Consider the following 22,919-nt stretch of genomic DNA (forward strand, 5'->3'; position numbering starts at 1 on the left):
TCTTTCCGGTGCGCATGCCATCGCGTATAACGCCGGTTAAACATTCAGGATGGGGAGACGCGATATGGAACGGCCATTGCTGCTAGTGGGCTGCGGGAAGATGGGCGGCGCCATGCTGGAAGGCTGGCTGGCGCAAGGCACCGCCGATGCCGGGGTGTATGTGGTGGAGCCGTCGGGCAGCCTGCCCTACGGGCTGGATAGCAAGCCCGGCATCACGGTCGCCGCCGCCGCCGACGATCTCCCATCCGACCTGCATCCGGAAATGATCGTGCTGGCGGTGAAGCCGCAGGTGATGAGCGACGTGATCGGCGCCTATCGCCGCTTCGTGAAGCCCGGCACCTGCTTCCTGTCGATCGCGGCGGGCAAGACCATCGCCTATTTCGAGCAGCATCTGGGGGACAAGGCCGCCATCGTCCGCACCATCCCGAACACGCCGGCCGCCATCGGGCGCGGCATCACCGGCTGCACCGCCAACGGCCATGTCGGTACGGCCGAGCGCGATCTCGCCGACCGCCTGCTGCGTGCGGTGGGCGAGGTGGTCTGGGTCGCGGACGAGGCGCTGATCGATTCCATCACTGGCCTGTCGGGCAGCGGCCCGGCCTATGTGTTCCACATGGTGGAGGCGATGGCGGCTGCCGGCGAGAAGGTCGGGCTGCCGGCGGATATCGCCATGCAGCTGGCCCGCGCCACCGTCGCCGGGGCTGGCGAGCTGATGCGCCAGACCGGCGAGCAGGCGGCCATCCTGCGCCAGAACGTCACCAGCCCGAACGGTACCACCTATGCCGGCCTGCAGGTGCTGATGGACGAGAAGTCCGGCCTGACGCAGCTGATGGAAAACACCGTGGCGGCTGCCACGCAGCGCTCGCGCGAACTGTCGAACTGAGCGTCCATTTCTCCTGGACCCCCGGGTCAAGCCCGGGGGTGACACGGTTATTAAAGACCGCTTACGCCCTTACCCGGTCCAGCAGGCGGCGCATGAAGGCCTCGCCCTTGGCAACCTGGCTGAGGGCGATGAACTCGTTCGGCTTGTGCGCCTGGGCAATGTCGCCGGGGCCGCAGACGATGGTCGGGATGCCAACCTGCTGGAACAGGCCGGCCTCGGTGCCGAAGGCGACCTTGCCGGTGGAATTGGCGCCGCTGAGCGCCATCACCAGCTGGGTCAGCGGGTCGTCATCCTTCATGTCGAGGCCGGGAATCTGCGAGATTTGCTCGAAGCGCACGCCGGTCGCCGGATCGATGGCGTGCATCTCCGGCAGCAGCTTGGTCTCCACGAACGCGCGCACCTCGCCCAGCAGCTCCTCGGGGTCATCCTCCGGCAGGTGGCGGAACTCGAAATCGAAATAGCAGTCCTTCGGCACGATGTTCAGCGCCGTGCCGCCATGCATCAGGCCGGTATGGACGGTGGTGTGCGGCGGATCGAAACCGGGGTCGAACGGTCCTTCCGTCCGCTTGCGCTTCGCCATGCCGCGCAGATGCGTGACGATCTCGGCAGCGAACTCCACCGCGTTCACGCCGGTTGGCGCCAGCGAGGAATGGCATTCCAGCCCATGCACATGGCAGCGCGTGCTCTTCTTACCCTTGTGTGCAACGACGGGCTTCATCGAGGTTGGCTCGCCGACGATGCAGGCCGCCGGCTTCACCGGCTGCTTCTCCAGTATGTCGAGCAGGCGGCGCACGCCGATGCAGCCGACCTCCTCGTCATAGGAGAAGGCGAAATGGATCGGCGTCTTCAAGGGCTTGGCCAGGAATTCCGGCACGAAGGCGAGCGCGATGGCGATGAAGCTCTTCATGTCGCTGGTGCCGCGCCCGTAGAGCAGCCCGTCCTTCTCCACCACCTCGAACGGGTCGGTATGCCAGTCCTGCCCGTCGATGGGCACCACGTCGGTATGGCCGGACAGGCAGATGCCGCCTTTGTCCTTCGGGCCGATGGTGGCGTAGAGATTGGCCTTCTTGCCGGTCTCGTCATGGACCAGCGTGGAGTCGATTCCGAAGCCGGTCAGATAGTCCTGCACATAGGCGATGAGGTCGAGGTTGCTGTCGCGGCTGACGGTGGGTATGCCGATCAGCGTACGGATCATCTCCAGGCTGATCGGCTGGATACGGTCGGCTTCGGCCATGATGTCTCTCTGGTTTTATCGTATTGCGATAGGTGGTTGGCGAAATTCGATGGGATCGTGCGCCCGCCCTATCGGCTTGTCAACCGGGGGGCGGGAGGCAGGAAAGTCAGATGGCGTTGTAGAAGGCGCCGGGCCGGTTCACGAGGCTGCGATAGCGCCAGGTATTGACACCGGCCGCATTCAGGACATCCAGCGCCCAGGAGGCACAATTCGAGAAGGCATTGTAGGAGGGGCCGCCGCCCAAACCATAATCCTCATCCATCTCAAGGGCGCTATCCAGATTAAGCCGCCGGTCATGGTTCATCTTGTTCATGGCGCGGATAGCGCCTTCTTCCGTGATGTTCCATGTCTGCCGCTTCAGGCTGCCGTCCTTGAGGCTTTCATATTCGAGATAGATGCGGCCCGGCTGCCCAACCAGCGTGTCGATGAAATAGTTCATCATCCCACGCAGATCGTCCGTCGGCAGATCGCGCGGCGACAGGCCCATCGCCATGGTGACATAGCCATCCATCTGCAGAGTGATGAAAGCGTGCCCGACATCGAAGCGGCCATGCTTGTAGGCATTCAGCGTGATGCTGTATTGCGGCTGGATCTGTAGCATGTTGTTTGGCCGCCGCTGGCCCCGCCGGGCGACCCGTACATTGTGTCGCGCCCCCGGCGTGTCGCCGCTGATGTAATTGCCGAAAAGCGCTGACCCTATACCGATGGCGCCGATGCCGAGCAGGCCGAAGCCGGTCCCCGTCGCGATTGCCGTGCCGAGGACACCGGCGGCGATACCCCACCCCCAACTCGGCTGGGCAACGCCGCCCGCCGCACCCGGCCGCATCGGCACCGGCCCGGCCTTCATCTGGACTGGTGCGGCGGCACCCGCCGTCATGGCCGCCATCGCCGCCTTGATGCCGATGGCGTCGGCCTGCGCCTCCAACGCGCGGTCGCTGACCACGGCGATGCCGCTGCCGAACGGGTTGGGCACCCGGCCCTGGCGCTGCTGCACCACATGGGCGAGTTCGTGGCCCAGCAGCTGCAGCCCCTGCCGGCTGCCGGGATCGTAGCGGCCCGGCGCGAAATGGATGGTGGAGCCCATGGTGAAGGCGACCGCGCCCAGTGCGGAGGCCTCCGGCCCGACGCGCACGCGCACATCGCCCAGCGGCGCGCCGACCACGCCTTCCATATGGCGCTGGATCGCCGGCGGCAGCGGCTGGCCGCCCCCCGGAGCGCCAAGCCGCGCTGCCATCGTTGCCGGCACCTGAAACGCCTCGCCGCCGCCATGGCGCTGGATCACGGCGCCTGCCATTATCCCTTTGGGGAACCGGCCCTGGATCACCGAAGGACGCATGGTCACTCTCTCTTTGAGTGCATATAAATTTACTTATACAACCAAATTCGGAATTTCCCGAAGCGGTTTCTTGCCCGTTGACCGGCCCGGCCTGCATTTCCTTGCGTTACAGGGGCGGGGTTTTTGCAGTATTGTTGCGCCATCGCCGCACTGTGGTACCGCATCCGGGGGAACGGCCATGATTCGCTGCCTGACGATCCTTGCCAGCCTGGCGCTGTTGGGCGGCTGCGCGCTGACCGACGAGATCGCCGCCAGCCTTTCCCCGAAGAAGGAGACAGTGGCGGCCCCTGAGACTCCGGTTTACTGCTATCAGACGCTGGGACAGGTCGAGTGCTATCCGGCACCGCTGCCGCCGAGCCAAGCCGGCCGGCTGGTCGGCTATTATGGCAGCGCGCCACGCGCCCTGACCGGCAGCGGACCGGCAAGACCCTAGTCACCCTCCCGCCTTTCTTCATGGCCTGCTTTCCTGGAATGCCGCCTTTGACCCTGCCGCCCGCTCGTTTCGCACGCCGTCCCATGGCCCGTCCCATGGCCCGTCTTGTGGCGCTGGCCTTCGCCGCCGGTCTGCTCTGGCTTCCGCCGGTACAGGCGGCCCCACAGGCTACCGAGCCGCCCGCCGGCTATGCCTCGGCAATGCGCTGGTACGAGGAGCAGGCGAGGGCCGGCAATGCCAAGGCGCAGTTCCTGCTAGGCCTGTCGCATGAGCAGGGGCTGCGCGGTGCCGAGCCCGACGCGACCGAGGCGGCACGCTGGTACCGCAAGGCGGCGGAACAGGGACTGCCGGAGGCGCAGGCGAAGCTGGCGCTGGCGCTGCAGTTCGGGCGCGGAATCCCGGTCGATGTGGCCGAGGCGCGGCGCTGGTACGGCAAGGCCGCTGAGCAGGGGCTGGCCGAGGCGCAGTACAATCTCGCCTATCTGCTGGAGTCCGGGCTGGGCGGTCCGCGCGACACCTCACGCTCAATCTACTGGTATGAGAAGGCGGCAGAAGGCGGCGTGTCCCGGGCGCTGACGGCGCTGGGCAGCCTCTATACGCGTGGTGAGGGTGGGAAACAGAATTTGCGCGAGGCCTATAAATGGCTGACGCTGGCGGCCGAATCCGGGCAGCCGGGTGCTGCCGACCTGCTGCGCCGCCTGGCTGCGGAGATGAGCGAGGATGAGCGTCAGGAGGCCGAATCGGATGCCCGGCGCTGGCTGGCGGCGCAGGGGCGCTAGGGCGGCGCTAGGGGCGCGCTGAGGGGCCGCCCTTGACAGCGGCGCCATATGGACCATTGCTTATTTGTGATTTGTAACGCTAATGCAGCAAATGAGGCGGTTCGTCCGTTTCTTCGACGACGAGAATGGCGCGAAGGATTTCGATCCAGAACAGATACAGGTCGCTATTTCGATGGCGCAGCATGACAAGCGCCTGATCGGCGGCGAAAAGGGCGGCATGGCCAGGCATGGCCGCACTGAGTTTCTCGGCGCATTGCAGCAATTGTTCGCTGGGATGGGTCAGCATCGGGCGGGCGTCGGGTTCTGACGGCAACCGGCGGATGCAACCGAAATGAAGGGCAGATGCACTTCTGGACAACCTCGTGTAGTATGGATCATACAAGTTTAATCCGATGAAAATGGACCGAACCGCAAAGCCATCGCCGATGCCCCGTAAACCCCGCCGCACCGCTCAGGACCTTCTGATTGGCCGGCGCCTGCGCGACCGACGGAAATTTCTGAAGCAGAGTCTTCAGGAATTGTCGGCCCAGGTCGGCGTTTCCTACCAGCAGGTGCAGAAGTACGAGAGCGGGCAGGACCGCATTCCGGCGAGCATCCTGTTCAGCATTTCCAAGGCGCTGAACATTTCGCCGAATTATTTCTTCACCCGCACGCTCGAGGATGAGGTCCGCGAGGCCTATCCCGACATCACCAAGGAGGCGCTGTCCGAGGCGATGGCCTTCCTCTACTGGTTCCAGCGGATCGAGGACAAGCCGCTGCGCGACCAGTTGCGGGCGATGCTGGCGCATCTCGGCGGCCCGTCTGGTGCCACCGGAAGCGGCCAGGGAAGCAACAAGACCACGAAATAGGGCGCCGTCCCAGCCTCCCCTCTCCATCCGGACCACCTGCGGTACCCGGTTTCGCGACCGCTAGACCCGGGACCGGGCGGTGAAGTGAATGCCCTGCTTGGGCCTGAGCGAGATCATCGGCTCCGACTCCACCTCCTTGCTGGTCAGCAGCCTGAGGTCGAAGCGCTGCAGCATCTGCGCCACCATGATCTGCGCCTCGAACATCGCGAAATGATTGGCGATGCACTGGCGCGGCCCGGTGCCGAACGGGAAATAGGCATGCTTCGGCCGGTCGGCGCTGGCCTCCGGCGTGAAGCGGTAGGGATCGAACTTCTCCGGCTCCGGCCAGTAGTCCGGGTTGCGGTGCATCACATAGGGGCACAGCATGATCGTCGCCCCCTTGGGAATGCGGTAGCCGCGCACCTCGTCATCGGCCAGCGCCGCGCGGCTCATCGTCCAGAACGGCGGGTAGAGGCGCATCGTCTCCTGCGCCACCATCTTCACGAATTTCAGTTCCGACAGATCCTCGTAGGTCGGCTGCCGCCCGCCCAGCACCCGGTCAACCTCCGCCTGTGCGGCCGCCATATGGTCGGGATGGCGGCACAGCAGATAGAGGCACCAGGCGATGGAGACCGCCGTGGTCTCGTGCCCGGCCAGCACCATGGTCAGGAAATCGTCGCGCAGCCGGGACAGCGACAGCGGCTCGCCGGTTACCGGGCAGGCCGATTCCAGCAGCATCTGCAGCATGTCGGGGCCGGCCGGATCGTGCGACGAGCGCCCTTCCATCCGGTCCTTGATGACCTTGTAGAGCAGCGCGTCGAAATCGGCGATCGCCTGCAGCCTTTCGCTGCGCGCCCGGTTCGGCAGGTCGTGCAGCAGCTCGAACAGCGACCAGACGCGCTTCTCGCTCTGCACCATGATGGTGGTGATGATCTCGGTGAAGCGGTCCTTGTCCTCGGCCAGGTCGCAATTCATCAGCGTGCGGGTCGCCACGTTCAGTGCCGCGGCCATCACCTTGGGCACGATGTTGATCGGCTGGCCGTCCCGCGTCTCCGCCTCCACCACATCGCCTAGCGCAGTGCCACATTCCGCCATCACATCGCAGTAATGGTCGAAGCGGTGGCGCCGGAAGGAGGGCTGCGCCAGCGTGCGTTTGGAGCGCCACAATTCGTTCTCGGTCACCAGCATGCCGTCGCCGAACATCGCCTTCAGCCGATAGTAGAAGTCGCTCTTGCGGTAATTGCCGGCATTGGTCTGCATCACATGCTGGATGTAGTCCGGATGGTTCACCAGATAGAGCGGCTTGCCGGCGATGTCGAAGCCGACGATCTCGCCATATTCCCGCGCCATGCGCACGAAGAAGCTGGGCGGGTGCGGCTTGGAGGCGAACAGCACGCCGACGAAGGGCAGCAGCTTCGCCTTCGGCACGCGCCGGGCGGCCTTGAATTCATCCCGGCTGGTGAGGATACGCCTGGCTGCCTTACGCGGGCGCGCCGCTACCTCCGCGCTGACGGGGGCCGGCGCGAACTGGATATCAGTCGCCATCGGTCGAGGCCAGCACGGTGTAGGGGGAGATGCTGTCCGACCGCTCCTTGGCATAGATGGCGGCCGCCTTCAGCAGATCGCGCAGCACGATCTCCTTGTTGGCTTCCGCCTCCTCGGCCAGGAACAGCAGGCAGTTGGCGATGCCGCCCAGACTGTCGAGATCGGCGGCGGAATGGTTCAGAAGCTGGTCGCTGATACGCATGATCGTCTCCCTGGGTTTTGCTCGGTTTTGGCTGAAATCAGCCGATTGCGTTCCGCGATGGCGTGGCGGCCGGTTTATGCGCCGGGGCCAGCATGTCCACCGGTGTGTTGACGGGCACCACACCCGCCGGCGTGCTGATCGGCTGGCGTGCCCAGCGCGCCGCTGCCCGCCGCGCCGCCGCATGGTTTTCCGCATTTGTGTCCAGATAGCCGGCGACGCAATCCTCGACGCCGATGCGCATCGGCCCGGCGGTGCGGTGGCACTCGAAGCCCAGCACATGCAGCAGCCGCTCGAACTGCACATCGGTCACGCAGGTGACCCGGCGGATGCCGTCCTCCGCGCAGAGCGCGAACAGGCGGCCCAGCAGGGCGGCGGTGATGCGTACTGTCTCGGTGCGGAAAGGGCTGTCGGGTTCGGTGGGGATGATCGCCAGCCGGCTGATCTCCCACAGGCCGGGGCCACGCATCAGGGTGCCCCCGGCGGCGGCCGTCGCCATCAGGTCGGGGAAGCAGCTGTCCAGCAGGTGCGGGCGGTCCGTTGGCAGCAGCCGGAAGCAGCCGACCAGCGTGCCGTCATCCTCCAGCGCGGCGGCATAAAGCGTGCCGGCCCCGTCGAAGCGGTCGATCTCGCGACCGCTCTCCAGCGGCAGGTTCCAGCCGCGCAGATCGTTGAAATAGCGGGCGCGGAGCCGGAACATCGCGTCCAGAAGCCCGTCCCCGAAAGCTTCGCCACCTGTCGGCCGATTGACCAGAATCCGCACGTTCGTTCCCTTTCCCTGTTAGGGGAAAGGTGGCGGCGCGGGGCCTGTGCGGACTAGCTGGACAATTGTCTAGGGGTGGTGGTCGGGCGGTCTAAACCGGTGGTTTAGACCATGCGGTAGCCCTTGCTGCCGGTCAGTCCCGGCGGCTCCAGCAGGCCGAGATAGACCAGCTTGGCGATGGCATGGGGGGTGGAAAACACATCCAGCTTGGCGTGCGTGTTGTAGAGATGGAATTTCACCGTGTGCGGCGTGACCTTCAGGATGCCGGCGATTTCCTCGCGGGTCTTGCCGGCGGCGGCCCATTTCATCACTTCCAGCTCGCGGGCCGTCAGTTTCAGCGTCTCGATCTGGGCCGGGTCGTTGCCGATGCGCTGGCGCAGCGTCATGTGGAAATGGTTGGCGACCAGCGTGCAATCCCGCAGCAGGGCGGTATCGTCGAGCGGCCGGGCCGGGGTCTCCGGATCGGCGACGAAGGTGACCATGCCATATTCGCCGCTGACGCCGTAGATCGGCACCGAAATGCCGCGGTCGATACCGGCGTCGATGGCATCGTGCAGCAGCCGGCTCACCTCGGCAGCGGCCTCGGGCTCATAAGCGCGCACGTCCCAGCTCAAGGGCTGGCGCGTCGCGTTGCAGGCCGCGATCACCGGGTCGATGCGGGCCAGCTGCCCGCCCTGATAATGGGCGACCCAGTCATCCGGATAATCGCAGAGGATCAGCGGTGTCTCGGCGAAACCGCCGGGTCCCGGCAGGCTGGATGGCACCAGCCTGGCACTGATGTAGAAGATACGCTCGAATCCCATGGTGCGGGCGATGGTCTGGAGATGCGTCTTGAACTCCCCCGCCTCGCTCAACCCATGCAGATCGATCAGCCGCTGCTGCAGTAAATGGTCCATTCGCCGCCCCTTCCGGCCGGCCTTGCAAGTCTTTCCTCAATGCTCGCAGAGACATTGAGGGCAGCTCGCTTTGGAGGCTTGGCGGAACGCCAGCTTTCGCATTCCGCGACGCGCCTCTTCGGCACCGGCTCATTGTTCCTTTATTTGGAACGAGTATAAGCGGCTCCGCCGGAAATGCCTAACATGCAACTGCATGATGGGTATGCTATCGGATACCCCCTTGGGCGCTTCCGGCGGGCAGGATCAGTCGAGCGTCAGGAAGCGGCGGTAATCCTCGATCACGTCGCCGGCCGAGGCCTCGATCAGCCGGTGGCCGTGCTCCGGCCTTGCCAGCGTCGGGTCGGACCCGATGCGCCCGTCGGGATAGAGCTTGCGGTAATCGTCGGCATCGGCGAAGGCGCGCGGTGCGCGGCCGGCCTGCTTCATGTCCTTCTTCTTGATCGCCTCGGGATAGGCGGCCTGCGTCACCGACACCTCGCTGGCGGTGGCGTGCGCGCCATCCTTGTCGCCATAAAGTTCCTTGGACAGCGCCTGCACCCCCGGCGTGTCCCACCAGTTCTTCAGCACGCAACGCACCTGCGGCCGGTTGGATCCGGGCATGGCCATGCTGTAATCGGCATAGATTTCCGCGAAGGCGGCGCCGATGGTGGCGATGTTGCCGCCATGGCCGTTCAGGAAATAGAACCGCTCGAAGCCGTTGCGCGCCAGCGAGGCGACATAATCCTTGATGACGGCGATCAGCGTCGTCGGGCGCAGCGTGACCGAGCCGGAGAAGCCCAGATGATGCTGCGCGTTGCCGATCGAGATGGTCGGGCCGACCAGCGCGCCGGTGCGGTCGCCCACCGCCTTGGCGATCACCTCGGGGCAGATCGCATCGGTGCCGATCAGCCCGTTCGGGCCGTGCTGTTCGGTGGAGCCGATGGGGATGATGATGCCCTTGGAGGTGGCGAGGTAGCTATCCACCTCTTCCCAGGTGCTCAGATGCAGCTGCATGCCGGTCAATCCTTCCGTGCCGTAGAGATATCGGTATGGCCGATACTCTGGCACGGGGATATCAGCCTGTCAGCCGGCAGCGGCGCAGACCGGCAATGCAGCGTCAAAGCATGGAAACTGCGGGAGAAGCCTCAGGCCTCGCCGACCGTGTCCAGCATCGCCGCGTCGATCGCCTCGACGGCGGTCTTGCCGCCCCACAGCACGAACTGGAAGGCCGGGTAGAAGCGCTCGCACTCGGTGACCGCGACATCCACCAGATCCTCGACCTGCTCGACCGTGGCGCCGCGCGCGCCGCGCAACGGCACGGTATGGCGGAACATCGGCATCCCGTCCTCCGAACAGAGGTCGAAATGGCCGAGCCACAGCCGCTCGTTGGCCAGGGCCAGCAGGTTGCAGATTTCCGTGCGCTTGCCGGCACCCACCTTGGCGTCGAACACGCAGGAAAAATGCAGGGCGCTCATCTCGCCACGCCAGACGAAGAACAGGTGATAGTCGCACCAGCGGCCGGAAATCTCGACCGCCAGCTCATCCTCGCGTGACCGGTCGAAGGCCCACTCATTGGCCTCCACCAACTCTTCGATCAAATCGAGCGGATTGACGATGGCAGCTTCGTCAGAGGTCTCTATCTCGAGCATTGGACCTGCACCTCCTTGGCAGGAAGGGTTGCTGTGCAGGGTTGGTGTGGTTCCAATCGCGCCCAACATCTGGTGGGGCTATGGCCTTATCACCACCACGACCTGTAGCCTGCCAAATGCATATCGGCGACGCAACACAAGATTTCGTGTCACTCGCTAAATTATCGTGACGATCTGGTATGGGGGCGGGTCAGCTGGCCGGCGTCGGGCGCTTCGGACGGCGGCGGGGCGCACCTGGGGCCGTACCCGTGGCCGGGCCCGTTGCGGCAGGCTTGGCCGGTTTCGCGGCGGGCTTCGCCATCTTGGCAAGCTGGCCCTCCAGCGCTGCCAGGCGCGCGGCCAGCTCCTCATTTTCCGTCCGTGCCTTTTCCGCCATCATCCGCACCACCTCGAACTCCTCGCGGGTGACGAGGTCCATCTCGTGCAGCACGCGCTCCATCTGCTGGCGGAACAGCGCTTCCATCTCGCCGCGAATACCCGCAGCGGCGCCGAGCGCGCCGCTGGCGAGCCTGGCCATATCCTCGAACAGGCGGTTCTGGGACTGCATCGTCATGCTCCTCGGGTGGTGTCCTAGGGTGGTGTCCTGGGGCGGTGTCTGGCCATTGCCGGGGCGGCTCGCTTGCCGCTCCCCTCCTTGGCAACTATAACTCGCCAAACGAAAGATCAACACCCAGAGTGCGATCTCTGGCCCGCGACAAAAGGTTTCGGAAAGGTCTGCCCATGATCGTCGTCACCGGCGGCGCCGGCTTCATCGGTTCCAATCTCGTCGCTGCCCTGGAGGCGGCGGGCCAGCGCGATCTCGTGGTCTGTGACTGGCTGGGCCGTGACGAGAAGTGGCGCAACATCGCCAAACGCGACCTCGCCGACCTGATCGCGCCGGAAGAACTGTTCGATTTTCTGGATGCGCGCCGGGGCACCATCGAGACGATCTTCCATATGGGCGCCATCTCCGCCACCACGGAAACCGACGCCGATCTGATCGCCCGCACCAATATCGAGCTGCCGCAGCGCCTGTGGCACTGGTGTGCGGGCAACGGCGCGCGGCTGATCTATGCCTCCTCGGCCGCCACCTATGGCGACGGGTCGGCGGGATTCGAGGACAGTATGGGCGCGGCCGGCCTTGCGCGCCTGCACCCGCTGAACGCCTATGGCTGGAGCAAGCTGGCCTTCGACCGGCGGGTCGCCCGCTTTGTCGAACAGGCGGCCAAGCCGCCGCAATGGGCGGGCCTCCGCTTCTTCAACGTCTATGGCCCGAACGAGTATCACAAGGGCGGGCAGATGAGCGTGGTGCCGCAGATCTATAACCGCGTCGCGGCGGGACAGGCGGCACGGCTGTTCCGCTCGCACCACCCGGATTACGAGGATGGCGGCCAGCTGCGCGACTTCATCGCGGTCGAGGATTGCGTCGATGTGATGCTGTGGCTGCACGGCAACCCGACGGTCAGCGGGCTGTTCAATTGCGGCACCGGGGCGGCGCGCAGCTTCCGCGATCTCGCCGAAGCGGTGTTCCAGGCGCTGGGGCAGAGCCCGAATATCGAGTATGTCGATACGCCCGAGGCGATCCGCGCCAAATACCAGTATTTCACGCAGGCCGACATGGCGAAGCTGCGCCGGGCCGGCTATGACCGGCAGTTCACCGCGCTGGAGGCGGGGGTTTCCCGCTATGTGCTGGATTATCTCGCCGCCGAAGATCCGTACCGCTAGGCCGTATCGCTAGGCCCCACTGCCAGGAGTGTTCCCGTGTTCACCTTTCCCGCCATCGATCCGGTCGCGCTGGAGCTTGGCCCCATCGTCATCCGCTGGTACGCGCTGGCCTATATCGTCGGGCTGATCGGCGGCTGGCGCTATGCGCTGCTGCTGGCCAGGCGGGAGCCGGTGCGGTTCGAGCCGCAGCTGCTGGACGATTTCGTGGTCTGGGCGACGCTGGGCGTGGTGATTGGCGGGCGGCTTGGCTATGTGCTGTTCTACCGGCCGGACTATTACATCACCGATCCGCTGCAGATCCTGATGGTCTGGAAGGGCGGCATGGCCTTCCATGGCGGGCTGCTGGGCGTCCTCGCCGCCACCTTCCTGTTCGCGCGCAGATACAAGGTGCCGCTGCTGTCGCTGGCCGACATCGTCTGCGCCGCCGCCCCCATCGGGCTGTTCTTCGGCCGCATCGCCAATTTCATCAATGGCGAGTTGTATGGCCGCGTGACCGATGCTGCGCTGGGCATGGTGTTTCCGCATGGCGGGCCGCTGCCGCGCCATCCCAGCCAGCTCTATCAGGCCGGCCTCGAAGGGCTGGCGCTGTTCGTGCTGATGGCGGTGCTGATCTTCGGCTTCAACGCCAAGAACCGGCCGGGCCTGCTGGCGGGTGCCTTCTTCGCTGGCTATGGCGTGGCGCGCTGCATCGGCGAATTCTTCCGCGAGCCGGACGCTTTCCTGGGTTTCCTGTGGTTCGGCGCGACCATGGGGCAGCTGCTCTCCCTGCCGATGATCCTGCTCGGGCTGTATCTCGTCCGCCGGGCGCTGGCTGTCGAACCGTCCGGCGATACGCCAAAGCGGACATGAGTCCGCTGGCCAATCCCCTGGCCGACCTGCTGGCCAGGCGCATCGCCGCCAACGGGCCGATCACGGTCGCCGACTATATGGCCGAGGCGCTGGGCCATCCGGTGCATGGCTATTACCGCAGCCGCGACCCGCTGGGGGCGGCGGGCGACTTCACCACCGCGCCGGAAATCAGCCAGATGTTCGGCGAGCTGATCGGCCTGTGGGCCGCCGTGATCTGGCAGCAGATGGGCAGCCCCGACCCGGTGCGGCTGGTCGAGCTGGGGCCGGGGCGCGGCACGCTGATGGCGGATTTCCTGCGCGCCGCGCGCATGGTGCCGGGCTTCAAACAGGCGATCCGCCTGCATCTGGTGGAAACCAGCCAGCCCTTGCGCGACCGGCAGAAACAGGCGCTGGAAGCATTCGGCGTGCCGGTCGCGTGGCATGACGACGTCGCCTCGGTGCCGGACGGGCCGATGATCCTCGTCGCCAACGAATTCTTCGACGCGCTGCCGATCCGCCAGTTGCAGCGCCTGCCGGATGGCTGGCACGAAAGGCTGGTCGATCTCGATGAGGCAGGGACGGGCTTCCGCTTCGTGGTCTCGCCGGGGCGCTCCTCGGGGGCGGCGCTGCTTGACCCCGGCGTGCGGGACAATGCCCCCGCCGGCGCTATCGCGGAAATCTGCCCGGCAGGATTCGCCATAGCCGCCGCCATCGGCGCGCGGCTGAAACAGCAGGGCGGGGCGGCGCTGCTGATCGATTACGGCACGGCACGGAGTGCGCCGGGCGACAGTTTCCAGGCGCTGAAGGCGCATAAGTTCCACGATCCGCTGGCCGACCCTGGCGCGGCGGATCTGACCGCCCATGTCGATTTCCAGGCGCTGGCCCGCGCCGCCGTGGAGGCCGGTGCCGTGGCGCACGGGCCGGTCGGGCAGGGGGCTTTCCTGACGGCGCTGGGGATCGTGGCGCGCGCCGAAACCTTACGGCAATCTGGTGCGCGTGATGTCGATACGGCGCTGCGCCGCTTGATAGATGATCAGGAAATGGGCAGTCTGTTCAAACTATTGGCGTTGACCGGCCCGACCCTCGCTGGCTCCCTGCCTGGCCCGTTGCCGGGTTTCGAGGGCTGATCGGGCAACGGCGCGCCGGCTGGAATGTTGAAAGGCCGCCCGCTTGATCGTCCTGGACGAGCTGGAAATCCCCGGTATCCGCCACGCGTTTTTCACGCGGCGCGGCGGCGTTTCCGGCGGGCTGTACAGCTCGCTCAATTGCGGGCTGGGGTCGGACGACAAGCCGCAGGACGTGATTTCCAACCGCACCCGCGCCATGGCGGCGCTCGACCTGCCGCTGGAAGGGCTGATCACCTGCCACCAGATTCACAGCGCCGAGGCGGTGACGGTGCACGAGGTCTGGGCGCCTGGCGACGGCCCGAAGGCGGACGCCATGGTCACCTCCGTGCCGGGCATCGCCCTTGGCGTGCTGACCGCCGATTGCGCGCCGGTGCTGCTGGTCGATCCCGACGCCAAGGTGATCGGCGCGGCGCATGCCGGCTGGAAGGGGGCGAAGGGCGGCGTGCTGGAGGCGACGGTGCGCGCGATGATCGAGCTGGGCGCCCGGCCGGACAATATCCTCGCCGCCATCGGCCCGTGCATCGGCGTGGAGTCCTACGAGGTCGGCCCGGAATTCCCCACACCCTTCCTGGAGGAGGACCGCTCCAACGCGCTGTTCTTCTCGGCCGGCAGGACGGAAGGCAAGTTCATGTTCGATCTTGGCGGCTATGTCGCGCGGCGGCTGTCGCGGCTGGCACTGGGCGAGGTGCTGCGGCTGGACCGCGATACCTGCGCCGATCCGGTGAATTTCTTCAGCTACCGCCGCGCCTGCCTGACCGGCGAGAAGGATTATGGCCGTGCGCTGGCCGCCATCGCGCTGGTGTAGAAGTCTTACGCAGCCGATTGAAGAGTCCGTCATCCTGCGGTAGTTGTTTCATCCGCTTACAAGCGGGTCGCGGCGCTGTGCCGTGACCACCAACCTTTTTCTGCAAGAAGGATCAGGCCCGTGTCCGCCATCGAAGCGCCGTATCTCATGTTCCTGGGCGATGCGCCCGACCAGCTGGCCGCCAAGACGGCCTTCGGCGTGAAATTCTGGAGCCCGGAGAAATGCCTGGGCCAGTTCCGCCTGCCGGGCTGCAAGGCCGATCTCGGCCTGCCCGACATGACCATTGAGGAGGCCGCCAAGGCCGGGGTGAAGACCATCATCGTCGGCGTCGCCAACCGCGGCGGGCTGATGGGGCAGAGCTGGATCGACCCGCTGAAGAAGGGGCTGGATCTGGGCATGGACATCGCGTCCGGCCTGCACCGCAAGGTCGCCGACGTGCCGGCGCTGAAGGAAGCCGCCGCCGCCAATGGCCGGAAGATCACCGATGTGCGCCACCCGACGCGCGATTTCGATGTCGCCAGCGGCATCAAGCGTCCGGGCAAGCGCCTGCTGACCGTCGGCACCGACTGCTCGGTGGGCAAGATGTTCACCTCTCTCGCCATCGAGGCGGAGATGAAGAAGCGCGGCCTGAAGGCCGATTTCCGCGCCACCGGCCAGACCGGCATCTTCATCGTCGGCGACGGCGTGTCGGTCGATGCGGTGATCGCCGATTTCATCTCCGGTTCGGTCGAATGGCTGGCCCCGGCGAACGATCCCGACCATTGGGATGTGATCGAGGGCCAGGGCTCGCTGTTCCACGCCTCTTATGCCGGCGTGTCGCTGGGCCTGCTGCATGGCGCGCAGGCTGACGTCATCGTCATCGGCACCGAGGCCAACCGCCCGCATATGCGCGGCTTGCCGGGCTACAAGCTGCCCAGCCTGAAGGACACCATCGAGTTGAACCTGCGCGCCGGCAGCCTGACCAACCCGGCGATCAAGGCCGGCGGCGTCACCGTCAACACCTCCATGCTGTCCGAGGCCGAGGCCAAGGACACGCTGAAGAAGATCGAGGACGAGACCGGCCTGCCGGCGACCGACCCGGTCCGTTTCGGCGTGGAGAAGCTGGTCGATCACGTCGCCAAACTGTGATGCGCCAGCTTTCCATCCAGCGGGAGAGCTTCCCGATCCGGGGCGTGTTCCGCATTTCGCGCGGGGCACGCACCGAGGCCCATGTCGTGACCGTGAAACTGTCCGAGGGCGGCGTCACCGCGCAGGGCGAATGCGTGCCCTATGCCCGCTATGACGAGACCATCGAGAGCGTCATCGCCGAGATCGAGGCGGCGCGGCCGCTGATCGAGTCCGGCATTGGCCGGGAAGAGCTGCTGACCGTCATGAAGAATGGCGCGGCGCGCAACGCGGTCGATTGCGCGCTATGGGACCTGGAGGCGAAGCAGTCCGGCAAGCGGGTCTGGGAACTGGCCGGCCTGCCGGCGCCGAAGCCGCTGGTCACCGCCTATACGATCAGCCTGGATGAGGCGGAAGCCATGGGCCGCAACGCGGCGGAGAATGCCGACCGCCCGCTGCTGAAGCTGAAGCTGACCGGCGATGGCGATCTGGAGCGGGTCGAGGCGATCCACCGCAACGCGCCGAAGGCCCGGCTGATCGTCGATGCCAATGAGGGCTGGAGCCTGGAGCAGTATCTGCGCTATGCCCCGGCGCTGGTCGATCTCGGCGTGGAGATGATCGAGCAGCCGCTGAAGGCCGCCGAGGATGCGCCGCTGGCCGGCGCCGAGCATCCACTGCCGGTCTGCGCCGATGAGAGCTGCCACGATCTGCGCTCGCTGGAGCACATGGTCGGCAAGTACGAGATGATCAACATCAAGCTCGACAAGACCGGCGGCCTGACCGAGGCGCTGCGCCTGAAGGCGGCGGCGGAGAAGGCCGGGCTGGGCGTCATGGTCGGCTGCATGATCGGCACCTCGCTGTCCATGGCGCCGGGCATCATCGCCGGCCAGGGGGCGAAGGTCGTCGATCTCGATGCCCCGCTGCTGCTGGCCGAGGACCGGCCGGGCGGCCTGACCTATGAGGGCAGCATCGTGTACCCGCCGAGCCGGGAGCTGTGGGGCTGAGCATTTAGCGGTCTGATGCTTCGGGGCACTGAGTGGGTTTTTCTCTCTACCGTCATTCCCGCACTTGTTGCGGGAATCCAGGGTTCAGCCTGCCCGTCAGACATCCAGTGAGCGGAAGCCTGGACCCCCGGCACGGGGGGCGGGGGTGACGGTCTGGGGAAGAATGTCCAATTCATTGTGCCATCCCCATGCGTTGAGACTCTACCGCTGGGTCAGCTTCAGCTCGATCCGGCGGTTCTGCCGGCGGCCGGAATCGGTCGCGTTCGGCGCGATCGGATAATTGTCGGCATAGCCGGCAGCAGCCAGCCGCTTGGCCGGAATGCCGGCGGCCATCAGCTGGCGCACCACCTGGATGGCGCGCGCCGCCGACAGCTCCCAGTTGGAGGGGAACTGCAAGGTCGCGATCGGCACATTGTCGGTGTGCCCCTCTACCTGCAGCACCCAGTCGATATTGTCGGGAATCTGTTTCGAGATATCCAGGAGCACGCCGGCCAGCTGGGTCAGCTGCGTCTGGCCTTCCAGCCCCAGCGTGGCGGATCCCGAATCGAAGAACACTTCCGACTGGAAGATGAAGCGGTCGCCGACGATGCGGATGTTCTGCCGGTCGGCCAGCACCTCGCGCAGCTTGCCGAAGAATTCCGAGCGATAGCGCGCCAGCTCTTCCACCTTGCTGGCCAGCGCCAGATTCAGCCGGCGGCCGAGATCGACGATCTGCACCTGCTGTTCTTCCGACTTGGCCTCGGAAGCGGCAAGCGCGGCGCTGATCTGGGCCAGCTGCTGGCGCAGGGCGAGCAGCTGCCGGTTTAGCAGCTCGACCTGGCGCTGGGCCTCGGTGGAGATTTCCTTTTCACTGTCGAGTTCCCCGCGCAGCGCGGACAGCCGCGTCTCGCGCTCGTCGATCTGCTTCTGCGCCAGTGCGGTGCGCTCTTCCGATGTGCTGAGCTGCGATTCCAGCTCCTTCGTGCGGTCGCGCGCCACCGTCAGATCGGCGATCAGCGCCTGGATGCGCGCTTCCTTCTCGGCGGCGCTGATCTGCGCCTGCTGGGCCAGATCGACGCTCTTCTCCTCGGCCGCCTTCAGCGCGGCGGCAAGCTCGGTCACCCGGCCTTCCAGCTGTTCGCGGGTCTTGCGCAAGGTGGCGATGTCGCGGTTCAGCCGCTCCAGGTCGCGCAGCTGCGCCTCGATGGTCTCCTTGTCGGCACGGATCGTCTTATAGGCCTCTTCCAGCCCGCTCATCGCCTGGCTGCGCTCGCGCTCGGCGCTGTCCAGGCTGGTGCGCGCGCCGGCCAGATCGGCCAGCGCCGTGGCCAGCCGGCTTTCCATCGTGTCGCGCTGGTCGGTCAGCTGGCTGATCCGCGCGGTCAGATCGTCGCGCGCCGCCACCGAGCCCTGCAGATCCGCCGACAGCTGGGCGATGTTCAGTTTCAGGTCGGCGTTGCTTTCGCGCTCCAGCGCCAGCAGGTCGGTCAGTTCGACGATCTGCCGTTCCAGCCGCTGCAGGGCCTGCTCCCGCCCGGACAACGCCTGGGTCAGGTAGAATTGCGCGACAACGAACACCATCAGCAGGAACAGGATCACCGCCAGCATCGCGCCCAGCGCATCGACGAAGCCCGGCCAGATATCGAGATGCCGGCGCTGGCGGCGGGCCATGCTCATCGCTGGCTTTCTTCGGCAATGGCGGCGATGGTGCGGGCCAGCAGGCGGATCTCGCTGCGGATCTCCTCGATGGCCTGGTTGCGGCCGCTGGCGCTATCCTCTAGCAGGCGGGCGAGATACAGCTCCATATTGCGGATATGCGCGCGGGTCTGCTCGTCGGAACCGATGCCGCCATCGGCCAGCCGGACCAGCACAGGCTTCAGCTCCATCTGCCCTTCGGCGATCTTCTGCATCAGCGATTGCTCGACCCGCATCTGGTCGGTCAGCATGCTCAGCTTCTCGGTCAGCGCGATCAGGTTGGTATTGGCGCCGCGCCGGCTTTCCTCGCCGCGCTCGATGGTGCGTTGCAGCCGGTCCAGCGTGTCGGCGCTCTGCTCCAGCAGTGCCTGCACATAGGCCGGCACGGAGGCCTCGCCATCGCCCACCGGGCCGGCGGAGCCCAACCGGGTGATGCTGGACAGCCAGTCCTCAAGCTCGTTGTAGAAGCGGTTCTGCGCCTGGCCCGCCTGCAAATCGAGGAAGCCCAGGATAAGCGAGCCCGACAGGCCGAACAGCGAGGAGCTGAAGGCCGTGCCCATGCCGCTCAGCGGCGATTCCAGCCCGGCCTGCAATTCCTGGAACACGGTGCCGAGGTCGCCGCTGGCGAAGGACAGGTTGGCGATCACCTGGCCGACCGAGTCGATGGTCTGGATCAGCCCCCAGAAGGTGCCCAGAAGGCCGAGGAAGATCAGCAGCCCGACCATGTAGCGCGACAGGTCGCGCGATTCGTCGAGCCGTGAGGAAACGCCGTCCAGCAGCGAGCGCAGCGTCATCGCCGACAGGCTGACGCGGCCCTGCCGTTCGGTCACCAGATTGGCGATCGGCCCCAGCAGGCGCGGCTGGCGCTGCACCGTGGTGCTGGCCCCGCCACGCCGGTAGGATTCGATCCAGGCGGCTTCCGGCCCCAGCATCAGCACCTGCCGGAAGATATAGACGATGCCGACCAGCAGCACCGCGATGATCATGCCGTTCAGGATCGGCGCCGCCAGAAACGCGACCTGCAGGGCGGGGAACAGCAGCCCCACCGCGACCAGCACCGCAACCAGGAAAAGCGCCATGCGGGTCAGGAAGCGTTTGGGCGTACTCATCGTTTACAGCCTTTCGCGCCGCGGCGACGGCGACCAGATGCAGAGGAGACGGTGCAGCGCCGGGGAAGGGCAGCTAACAGCCGGAATTGGGCGGGGTCATGGCGGCTTGCTTTGCCCCGCCCGAAAGTTGAGAAACGTCAGCGATCCCTTTTAGCGATCGATGATGCGGATATCGACCCGGTCGTCGGGCCCGTCCTTGCCGGTATCGCCGAGCGCGCGCACATCCATGCGGGTGCTGCGGATGCCCTGTTCGATCAGGTGCGAGCGCACGGCCAGCGCGCGCGACAGCGACAGCCGCCGGGCCTGGCTGGAGGACACGCCCTCGCCGCCGGCATAGGCCAAAAGCTGCACGCGCAGCGACTCATTATCCTGCAGGCGCTTGGTGACGCCCTGCAACTGCGCGCGCGCCGCCTCGTCCATCTCCGCCTGGTTGAAGCCGAAGGACAGCCTTGTCACCCCGGCGGGGGCGGGCTGGCTCGGGGCGCTGTCTTTCGGCGGCAGCGCCGCGACCTTCTGCTCGGCTGGCTTCGGCTCTGCCTTTGGCGTTGCGGAAGCGGGCGGCGTTGAGGAAGCGGGCGGCTTCACCGGCTCGGGCTTGGCCGAGGGCAGGGCGGCGGTGCGCTGTGTTGCATTGGCCGGCTTTTCGGTGCTGGCAGCCGGTGCCGCCGGCTTCGGCGTCTCGGCGGGTTTCGGCGCGGCGATTTGCGGGCGCTCAACCTGGGGCGCGGCCACCTTTGGGGCTGCAGGCTTCTCAGGCTGCAAGACCGTCGGCGCGCGCACCGCGGGAGCGCTGGGGGCGGACGCACTTGGCATTGCCGGGGGCATTGCCGGAGGTGTTATGGGGCGCATGGCGGCCGGCGGAGTCAGCTGCGGTGCGGCGGCCATGGCTGCTGGTTTGGCGGGCTGCGCGCCGCGCATCGAGGCCGGCGGCCGGAGCACGATGCGCTCCTGGCTTTCGCGCGGCGCATTCGGCATCAGCAGGATGCGGCCATCGCTGCCCGGTGTCGTGAGACGCCCGCCGGTGCGGCCATCGATCACATCCATGTTCACGGTGACGGAGGAGCCGCCATCGCCGCCGATGACGATCTGCGCCATCACCGGCTTAACGAGGGCAGGCGTGACGAGCGACAGCGCGAAACCTGCCGCCGCCGCCATGAGTGCAGGTTTCAAAGCGTGTTTGCGTTGGTCCATGCGTCAGTGTCCCCCTCTGCCGTCGGCCCCTGCATTTGTCGCCGGGCACGCGGATGACAAGCCGCTCCTGCAAGCGGCCCGCTGCCGGCTGCAGCGACCATATCGCATGGCACGGGGGAGGACAACTCGCTTGCCCGCCAGTGGCGGCGGGAAAAGCGGTATCGAGATAGGCTGACTCAGGCCTCGCGCACGATCTTGCCGAGCGGGGCGTGCAGATCGCGGTTGGCGGCGAGGATATTGCCGCTGTCCAGCGGGTCGCCGGTGCCGGAGATGGTGGTGACGATGCCGCCCGCCTCCTTCACGATGACGATGCCGGCGGCGATGTCCCAGGCATTCAGCCCGGTTTCCCAGTAGCCGTCATAGCGCCCGGCGGCGACATAGGCGAGGTCCAGCGCGGCAGCACCGAAACGGCGGATGCCCGACGACACCTTCATCACGGCGGCCATCTCGGTCAGCAGCTTCTCGTGGCCGGGCCGGCCGGCGAAGGGAATGCCGGTGGCGAACAGCGCCTCGTGCATGTTCTGCCGGGCGGAGACCCGCAGGCGGCGGTCGTTCAGGAAGGCGCCCGCACCCTTCTCGGCCCAGAACAGCTCGTCGCGCACCGGCTCGTAGATCACGCCGGCGACGATCTCGCCACCCTTCTCCGCGCCGATGGAGATGCAGAAATGCGGAAGCCCGTGCAGGAAGTTGGTGGTGCCGTCCAGCGGATCGACGATCCAGCGGCCTTCCGGCTCCTGGCCTTCGCCTACGGAAGCGGCGGTGACGCCACTTTCCTCCATCAGGAAGGAGAAGCGCGGCCGGGCCTTGCCCAGCTCCTGCTTCAGCACCTTCTCGGCCTTCAGGTCGGCGGTGGAGACGAAGTCGGCCACGCCCTTGCGGGAAACCTGCAGCTGCTCGACCTCCCCGAAATCGCGGACCAGCCCGCGCGCCGCCTTGTAGGCGGCGTTGACCATGACATTGATGAGGGGGGAACGAACGGCCATGATATCCTGAAATCTTTAAGCGGAAAGAGAAGGGTGGCGAAGGGGGGTCAGCCCTTCGCGCGCTCCACATAGGTCTGGTCTTCGGTGCGCACAACGATGCGGGTGCCGCTTTCGACATGCGGCGGCACCATGACGCGCACGCCATTCTCCAGAATCGCCGGCTTGTAGGAAGAAGCGGCGGTCTGCCCCTTCACCACCGGGTCGGCCTCGACGATGGTCATGATGACGGTTTCTGGCAGCTGCACCGACAGCGCCTCTTCGTCATAGAATTCGACCACGCACTTCATGCCGTCCTGCAGGAACACGGCGGGATCGCCGACCAGCTCGCGGGCGATGGAAACCTGCTCGTAGGTCTCCATGTCCATGAAGGTCAGGATGGTGTCGTCGCCGAAGATGTACTGCATGTCCTTCTGGTCGAGCCGCACGCGTTCCACCGTGTCGGCGGAGCGGAAGCGCTCGTTCAGCTTGGTGCCGTCGCGGATGTCCTTCAGCTCGACCTGCATGTAGGCGCCGCCCTTGCCGGGCTTCACATGCTGCGTCTTCACCGCCACCCACAGGCGGTTGTTGTATTCGATGACGTAGCCGGGGCGGATGGCGTTGCCGTCGATTTTCATCGCTTGGATTCCATTAGATGTTCGGGTTGTACCCGGTAAAAGGCGCGCGGAAGCTATCAGCTTGGCCTGATAAGGGCAAGCGTGCGGGCGGGCGGCGGTGATTCGGGGGGAATTTCGGCCTGGCGCTTGGTTTTCCCGATTCGTCATTCCCGCACTTGTTGCGGGAATCCAAGCCTCGGCTTGCTTCGGCCTCGCCTGAGTAGGCTGAATCCTGGACCCCCGGTACAAGACCGGGGGTGACGATCTGAGTATA

25 protein-coding genes are annotated in these 22,919 nt (G+C 66.1%); 10 read left to right on the top strand and 15 right to left on the bottom strand.

Annotation, left to right across the window (positions count from 1 at the left end; translation table 11 throughout):
* Window positions 1–64: 64 nt before the first annotated feature.
* On the top strand, window positions 65–883 hold the full coding sequence (gene proC / locus BKM74_RS03900; protein ID WP_086464379.1) for a pyrroline-5-carboxylate reductase: 819 nt from the start codon (window positions 65–67) through the stop codon (window positions 881–883).
* Window positions 884–944: 61 nt separating this feature from the next.
* On the opposite strand, the gene argE is transcribed toward proC, so the two are convergent.
* The gene (gene argE / locus BKM74_RS03905) at window positions 945–2,117 is read right to left on the bottom strand and encodes an acetylornithine deacetylase (protein WP_086464380.1); all 1,173 of its coding nucleotides are present in this window, start codon (window positions 2,115–2,117) and stop codon (window positions 945–947) included.
* Window positions 2,118–2,223: 106 nt separating this feature from the next.
* The gene (locus BKM74_RS03910) at window positions 2,224–3,453 is read right to left on the bottom strand and encodes an eCIS core domain-containing protein (protein ID WP_086464381.1); all 1,230 of its coding nucleotides are present in this window, start codon (window positions 3,451–3,453) and stop codon (window positions 2,224–2,226) included.
* A gap of 178 nt (window positions 3,454–3,631) precedes the next feature.
* Here BKM74_RS03910 and BKM74_RS03915 point away from each other — a divergent pair, with 178 nt between their 5' ends.
* Together BKM74_RS03915 and BKM74_RS03920 are read left to right on the top strand one after the other, a co-directional pair.
* A complete protein-coding gene (locus tag BKM74_RS03915) occupies window positions 3,632–3,886 on the top strand; it encodes a hypothetical protein (protein WP_086464382.1) in 255 nt (84 codons plus the stop codon).
* 95 nt (window positions 3,887–3,981) lie between these two features.
* Complete coding sequence (locus tag BKM74_RS03920) at window positions 3,982–4,665, top strand: tetratricopeptide repeat protein (protein ID WP_176342385.1); 684 nt, start codon at window positions 3,982–3,984, stop codon at window positions 4,663–4,665.
* A 79-nt stretch (window positions 4,666–4,744) separates the two neighbouring features.
* On the opposite strand, the gene BKM74_RS18470 is transcribed toward BKM74_RS03920, so the two are convergent.
* A complete protein-coding gene (locus BKM74_RS18470; protein WP_140056014.1) occupies window positions 4,745–4,951 on the bottom strand; it encodes a hypothetical protein in 207 nt (68 codons plus the stop codon).
* 139 nt (window positions 4,952–5,090) lie between these two features.
* On the opposite strand from BKM74_RS18470, the gene BKM74_RS03930 reads away from it, so the two are divergent.
* Window positions 5,091–5,513, top strand: coding sequence for a helix-turn-helix domain-containing protein (locus BKM74_RS03930; RefSeq protein WP_176342386.1), 423 nt, complete (start codon window positions 5,091–5,093; stop codon window positions 5,511–5,513).
* Window positions 5,514–5,573: 60 nt separating this feature from the next.
* On the opposite strand, the gene BKM74_RS03935 is transcribed toward BKM74_RS03930, so the two are convergent.
* The 7 genes from BKM74_RS03935 to BKM74_RS03965 all read right to left on the bottom strand — a co-directional run bounded on the left by BKM74_RS03935 (window position 5,574) and on the right by BKM74_RS03965 (window position 11,070).
* On the bottom strand, window positions 5,574–7,037 hold the full coding sequence (locus tag BKM74_RS03935) for a cytochrome P450 (protein ID WP_176342387.1): 1,464 nt from the start codon (window positions 7,035–7,037) through the stop codon (window positions 5,574–5,576).
* A complete protein-coding gene (locus BKM74_RS03940) occupies window positions 7,027–7,239 on the bottom strand; it encodes a hypothetical protein (protein WP_086464387.1) in 213 nt (70 codons plus the stop codon). Before BKM74_RS03940 ends, BKM74_RS03935 begins: the two co-directional genes overlap by 11 nt.
* 37 nt (window positions 7,240–7,276) lie before the next feature.
* Window positions 7,277–7,999 (bottom strand): acyl-homoserine-lactone synthase, encoded by a 723-nt coding sequence (locus BKM74_RS03945; protein WP_086464388.1) that lies wholly within the window; start codon window positions 7,997–7,999, stop codon window positions 7,277–7,279.
* Between the two features lie 104 nt (window positions 8,000–8,103).
* Window positions 8,104–8,895, bottom strand: coding sequence for a LuxR family transcriptional regulator (locus BKM74_RS03950; protein WP_086464389.1), 792 nt, complete (start codon window positions 8,893–8,895; stop codon window positions 8,104–8,106).
* Window positions 8,896–9,138: 243 nt separating this feature from the next.
* Window positions 9,139–9,888, bottom strand: coding sequence for a creatininase family protein (locus BKM74_RS03955; protein ID WP_086464390.1), 750 nt, complete (start codon window positions 9,886–9,888; stop codon window positions 9,139–9,141).
* Window positions 9,889–10,019: 131 nt separating this feature from the next.
* Window positions 10,020–10,523, bottom strand: a complete 504-nt coding sequence (locus tag BKM74_RS03960) for a type III secretion system chaperone family protein (RefSeq protein ID WP_086464391.1) — start codon at window positions 10,521–10,523, stop codon at window positions 10,020–10,022.
* 190 nt (window positions 10,524–10,713) lie between these two features.
* Complete coding sequence (locus BKM74_RS03965) at window positions 10,714–11,070, bottom strand: accessory factor UbiK family protein (protein ID WP_086464392.1); 357 nt, start codon at window positions 11,068–11,070, stop codon at window positions 10,714–10,716.
* 173 nt (window positions 11,071–11,243) lie between these two features.
* Here BKM74_RS03965 and rfaD point away from each other — a divergent pair, with 173 nt between their 5' ends.
* The 6 genes from rfaD (at window position 11,244) to dgcA (ending at window position 17,095) form a co-directional block, all read left to right on the top strand.
* Complete coding sequence (rfaD, locus tag BKM74_RS03970) at window positions 11,244–12,227, top strand: ADP-glyceromanno-heptose 6-epimerase (protein ID WP_086464393.1); 984 nt, start codon at window positions 11,244–11,246, stop codon at window positions 12,225–12,227.
* Between the two features lie 36 nt (window positions 12,228–12,263).
* Window positions 12,264–13,076, top strand: a complete 813-nt coding sequence (gene lgt, locus BKM74_RS03975; protein ID WP_086464394.1) for a prolipoprotein diacylglyceryl transferase — start codon at window positions 12,264–12,266, stop codon at window positions 13,074–13,076.
* Window positions 13,073–14,182: a class I SAM-dependent methyltransferase gene (locus BKM74_RS03980; protein WP_086464395.1), complete on the top strand. Its 1,110-nt coding sequence runs from the start codon at window positions 13,073–13,075 to the stop codon at window positions 14,180–14,182. The genes lgt and BKM74_RS03980 overlap by 4 nt, the downstream gene beginning before the upstream one ends.
* 43 nt (window positions 14,183–14,225) lie before the next feature.
* Window positions 14,226–14,987, top strand: coding sequence for a peptidoglycan editing factor PgeF (gene pgeF / locus BKM74_RS03985; RefSeq protein WP_086464396.1), 762 nt, complete (start codon window positions 14,226–14,228; stop codon window positions 14,985–14,987).
* Window positions 14,988–15,107: 120 nt separating this feature from the next.
* A complete protein-coding gene (gene dgcN, locus BKM74_RS03990) occupies window positions 15,108–16,115 on the top strand; it encodes an N-acetyltransferase DgcN (protein ID WP_245825786.1) in 1,008 nt (335 codons plus the stop codon).
* Window positions 16,115–17,095 carry an N-acetyl-D-Glu racemase DgcA gene (gene dgcA, locus BKM74_RS03995; RefSeq protein ID WP_086464397.1) on the top strand — a complete coding sequence of 327 codons (981 nt, stop codon included), beginning with the start codon at window positions 16,115–16,117 and terminating at the stop codon, window positions 17,093–17,095. Before dgcN ends, dgcA begins: the two co-directional genes overlap by 1 nt.
* A gap of 201 nt (window positions 17,096–17,296) precedes the next feature.
* Here dgcA and BKM74_RS04000 read toward each other — a convergent pair whose 3' ends face one another.
* The 5 genes from BKM74_RS04000 to efp form a co-directional block, all read right to left on the bottom strand.
* A complete protein-coding gene (locus BKM74_RS04000; RefSeq protein WP_086464398.1) occupies window positions 17,297–18,751 on the bottom strand; it encodes a peptidoglycan -binding protein in 1,455 nt (484 codons plus the stop codon).
* Entirely contained in the window at window positions 18,748–19,878 is a 1,131-nt protein-coding gene (locus tag BKM74_RS04005) for a flagellar motor protein MotA (protein WP_086464399.1), read from the bottom strand. Before BKM74_RS04005 ends, BKM74_RS04000 begins: the two co-directional genes overlap by 4 nt.
* Window positions 19,879–20,028: 150 nt before the next feature.
* Complete coding sequence (locus BKM74_RS04010) at window positions 20,029–21,069, bottom strand: OmpA family protein (protein ID WP_086464400.1); 1,041 nt, start codon at window positions 21,067–21,069, stop codon at window positions 20,029–20,031.
* Between the two features lie 176 nt (window positions 21,070–21,245).
* A complete protein-coding gene (locus tag BKM74_RS04015; RefSeq protein WP_086464401.1) occupies window positions 21,246–22,052 on the bottom strand; it encodes an inositol monophosphatase family protein in 807 nt (268 codons plus the stop codon).
* A 47-nt stretch (window positions 22,053–22,099) separates the two neighbouring features.
* Complete coding sequence (efp, locus tag BKM74_RS04020; RefSeq protein ID WP_086464402.1) at window positions 22,100–22,666, bottom strand: elongation factor P; 567 nt, start codon at window positions 22,664–22,666, stop codon at window positions 22,100–22,102.
* Window positions 22,667–22,919: the final 253 nt, after the last annotated feature.

This window comes from Oceanibaculum nanhaiense (assembly GCF_002148795.1).
In the GTDB taxonomy this organism is placed as follows: Bacteria; Pseudomonadota; Alphaproteobacteria; order Oceanibaculales; family Oceanibaculaceae; genus Oceanibaculum; species Oceanibaculum nanhaiense.

Coding starts and splice junctions, on each gene's coding strand:
- proC (WP_086464379.1), top strand. CDS start 65: ATGGAACGGCCATTGCTGCTAGTGGGCTGCGGGAAGATGGGCGGCGCC.
- argE (WP_086464380.1), bottom strand. CDS start 2,117: ATGGCCGAAGCCGACCGTATCCAGCCGATCAGCCTGGAGATGATCCGT.
- BKM74_RS03910 (WP_086464381.1), bottom strand. CDS start 3,453: ATGCGTCCTTCGGTGATCCAGGGCCGGTTCCCCAAAGGGATAATGGCA.
- BKM74_RS03915 (WP_086464382.1), top strand. CDS start 3,632: ATGATTCGCTGCCTGACGATCCTTGCCAGCCTGGCGCTGTTGGGCGGC.
- BKM74_RS03920 (WP_176342385.1), top strand. CDS start 3,982: ATGGCCCGTCTTGTGGCGCTGGCCTTCGCCGCCGGTCTGCTCTGGCTT.
- BKM74_RS18470 (WP_140056014.1), bottom strand. CDS start 4,951: ATGCTGACCCATCCCAGCGAACAATTGCTGCAATGCGCCGAGAAACTC.
- BKM74_RS03930 (WP_176342386.1), top strand. CDS start 5,091: ATGCCCCGTAAACCCCGCCGCACCGCTCAGGACCTTCTGATTGGCCGG.
- BKM74_RS03935 (WP_176342387.1), bottom strand. CDS start 7,037: ATGGCGACTGATATCCAGTTCGCGCCGGCCCCCGTCAGCGCGGAGGTA.
- BKM74_RS03940 (WP_086464387.1), bottom strand. CDS start 7,239: ATGCGTATCAGCGACCAGCTTCTGAACCATTCCGCCGCCGATCTCGAC.
- BKM74_RS03950 (WP_086464389.1), bottom strand. CDS start 8,895: ATGGACCATTTACTGCAGCAGCGGCTGATCGATCTGCATGGGTTGAGC.
- BKM74_RS03955 (WP_086464390.1), bottom strand. CDS start 9,888: ATGCAGCTGCATCTGAGCACCTGGGAAGAGGTGGATAGCTACCTCGCC.
- BKM74_RS03960 (WP_086464391.1), bottom strand. CDS start 10,523: ATGCTCGAGATAGAGACCTCTGACGAAGCTGCCATCGTCAATCCGCTC.
- BKM74_RS03965 (WP_086464392.1), bottom strand. CDS start 11,070: ATGCAGTCCCAGAACCGCCTGTTCGAGGATATGGCCAGGCTCGCCAGC.
- rfaD (WP_086464393.1), top strand. CDS start 11,244: ATGATCGTCGTCACCGGCGGCGCCGGCTTCATCGGTTCCAATCTCGTC.
- BKM74_RS03980 (WP_086464395.1), top strand. CDS start 13,073: ATGAGTCCGCTGGCCAATCCCCTGGCCGACCTGCTGGCCAGGCGCATC.
- dgcA (WP_086464397.1), top strand. CDS start 16,115: ATGCGCCAGCTTTCCATCCAGCGGGAGAGCTTCCCGATCCGGGGCGTG.
- BKM74_RS04000 (WP_086464398.1), bottom strand. CDS start 18,751: ATGAGCATGGCCCGCCGCCAGCGCCGGCATCTCGATATCTGGCCGGGC.
- BKM74_RS04005 (WP_086464399.1), bottom strand. CDS start 19,878: ATGAGTACGCCCAAACGCTTCCTGACCCGCATGGCGCTTTTCCTGGTT.
- BKM74_RS04010 (WP_086464400.1), bottom strand. CDS start 21,069: ATGGACCAACGCAAACACGCTTTGAAACCTGCACTCATGGCGGCGGCG.
- BKM74_RS04015 (WP_086464401.1), bottom strand. CDS start 22,052: ATGGCCGTTCGTTCCCCCCTCATCAATGTCATGGTCAACGCCGCCTAC.
- efp (WP_086464402.1), bottom strand. CDS start 22,666: ATGAAAATCGACGGCAACGCCATCCGCCCCGGCTACGTCATCGAATAC.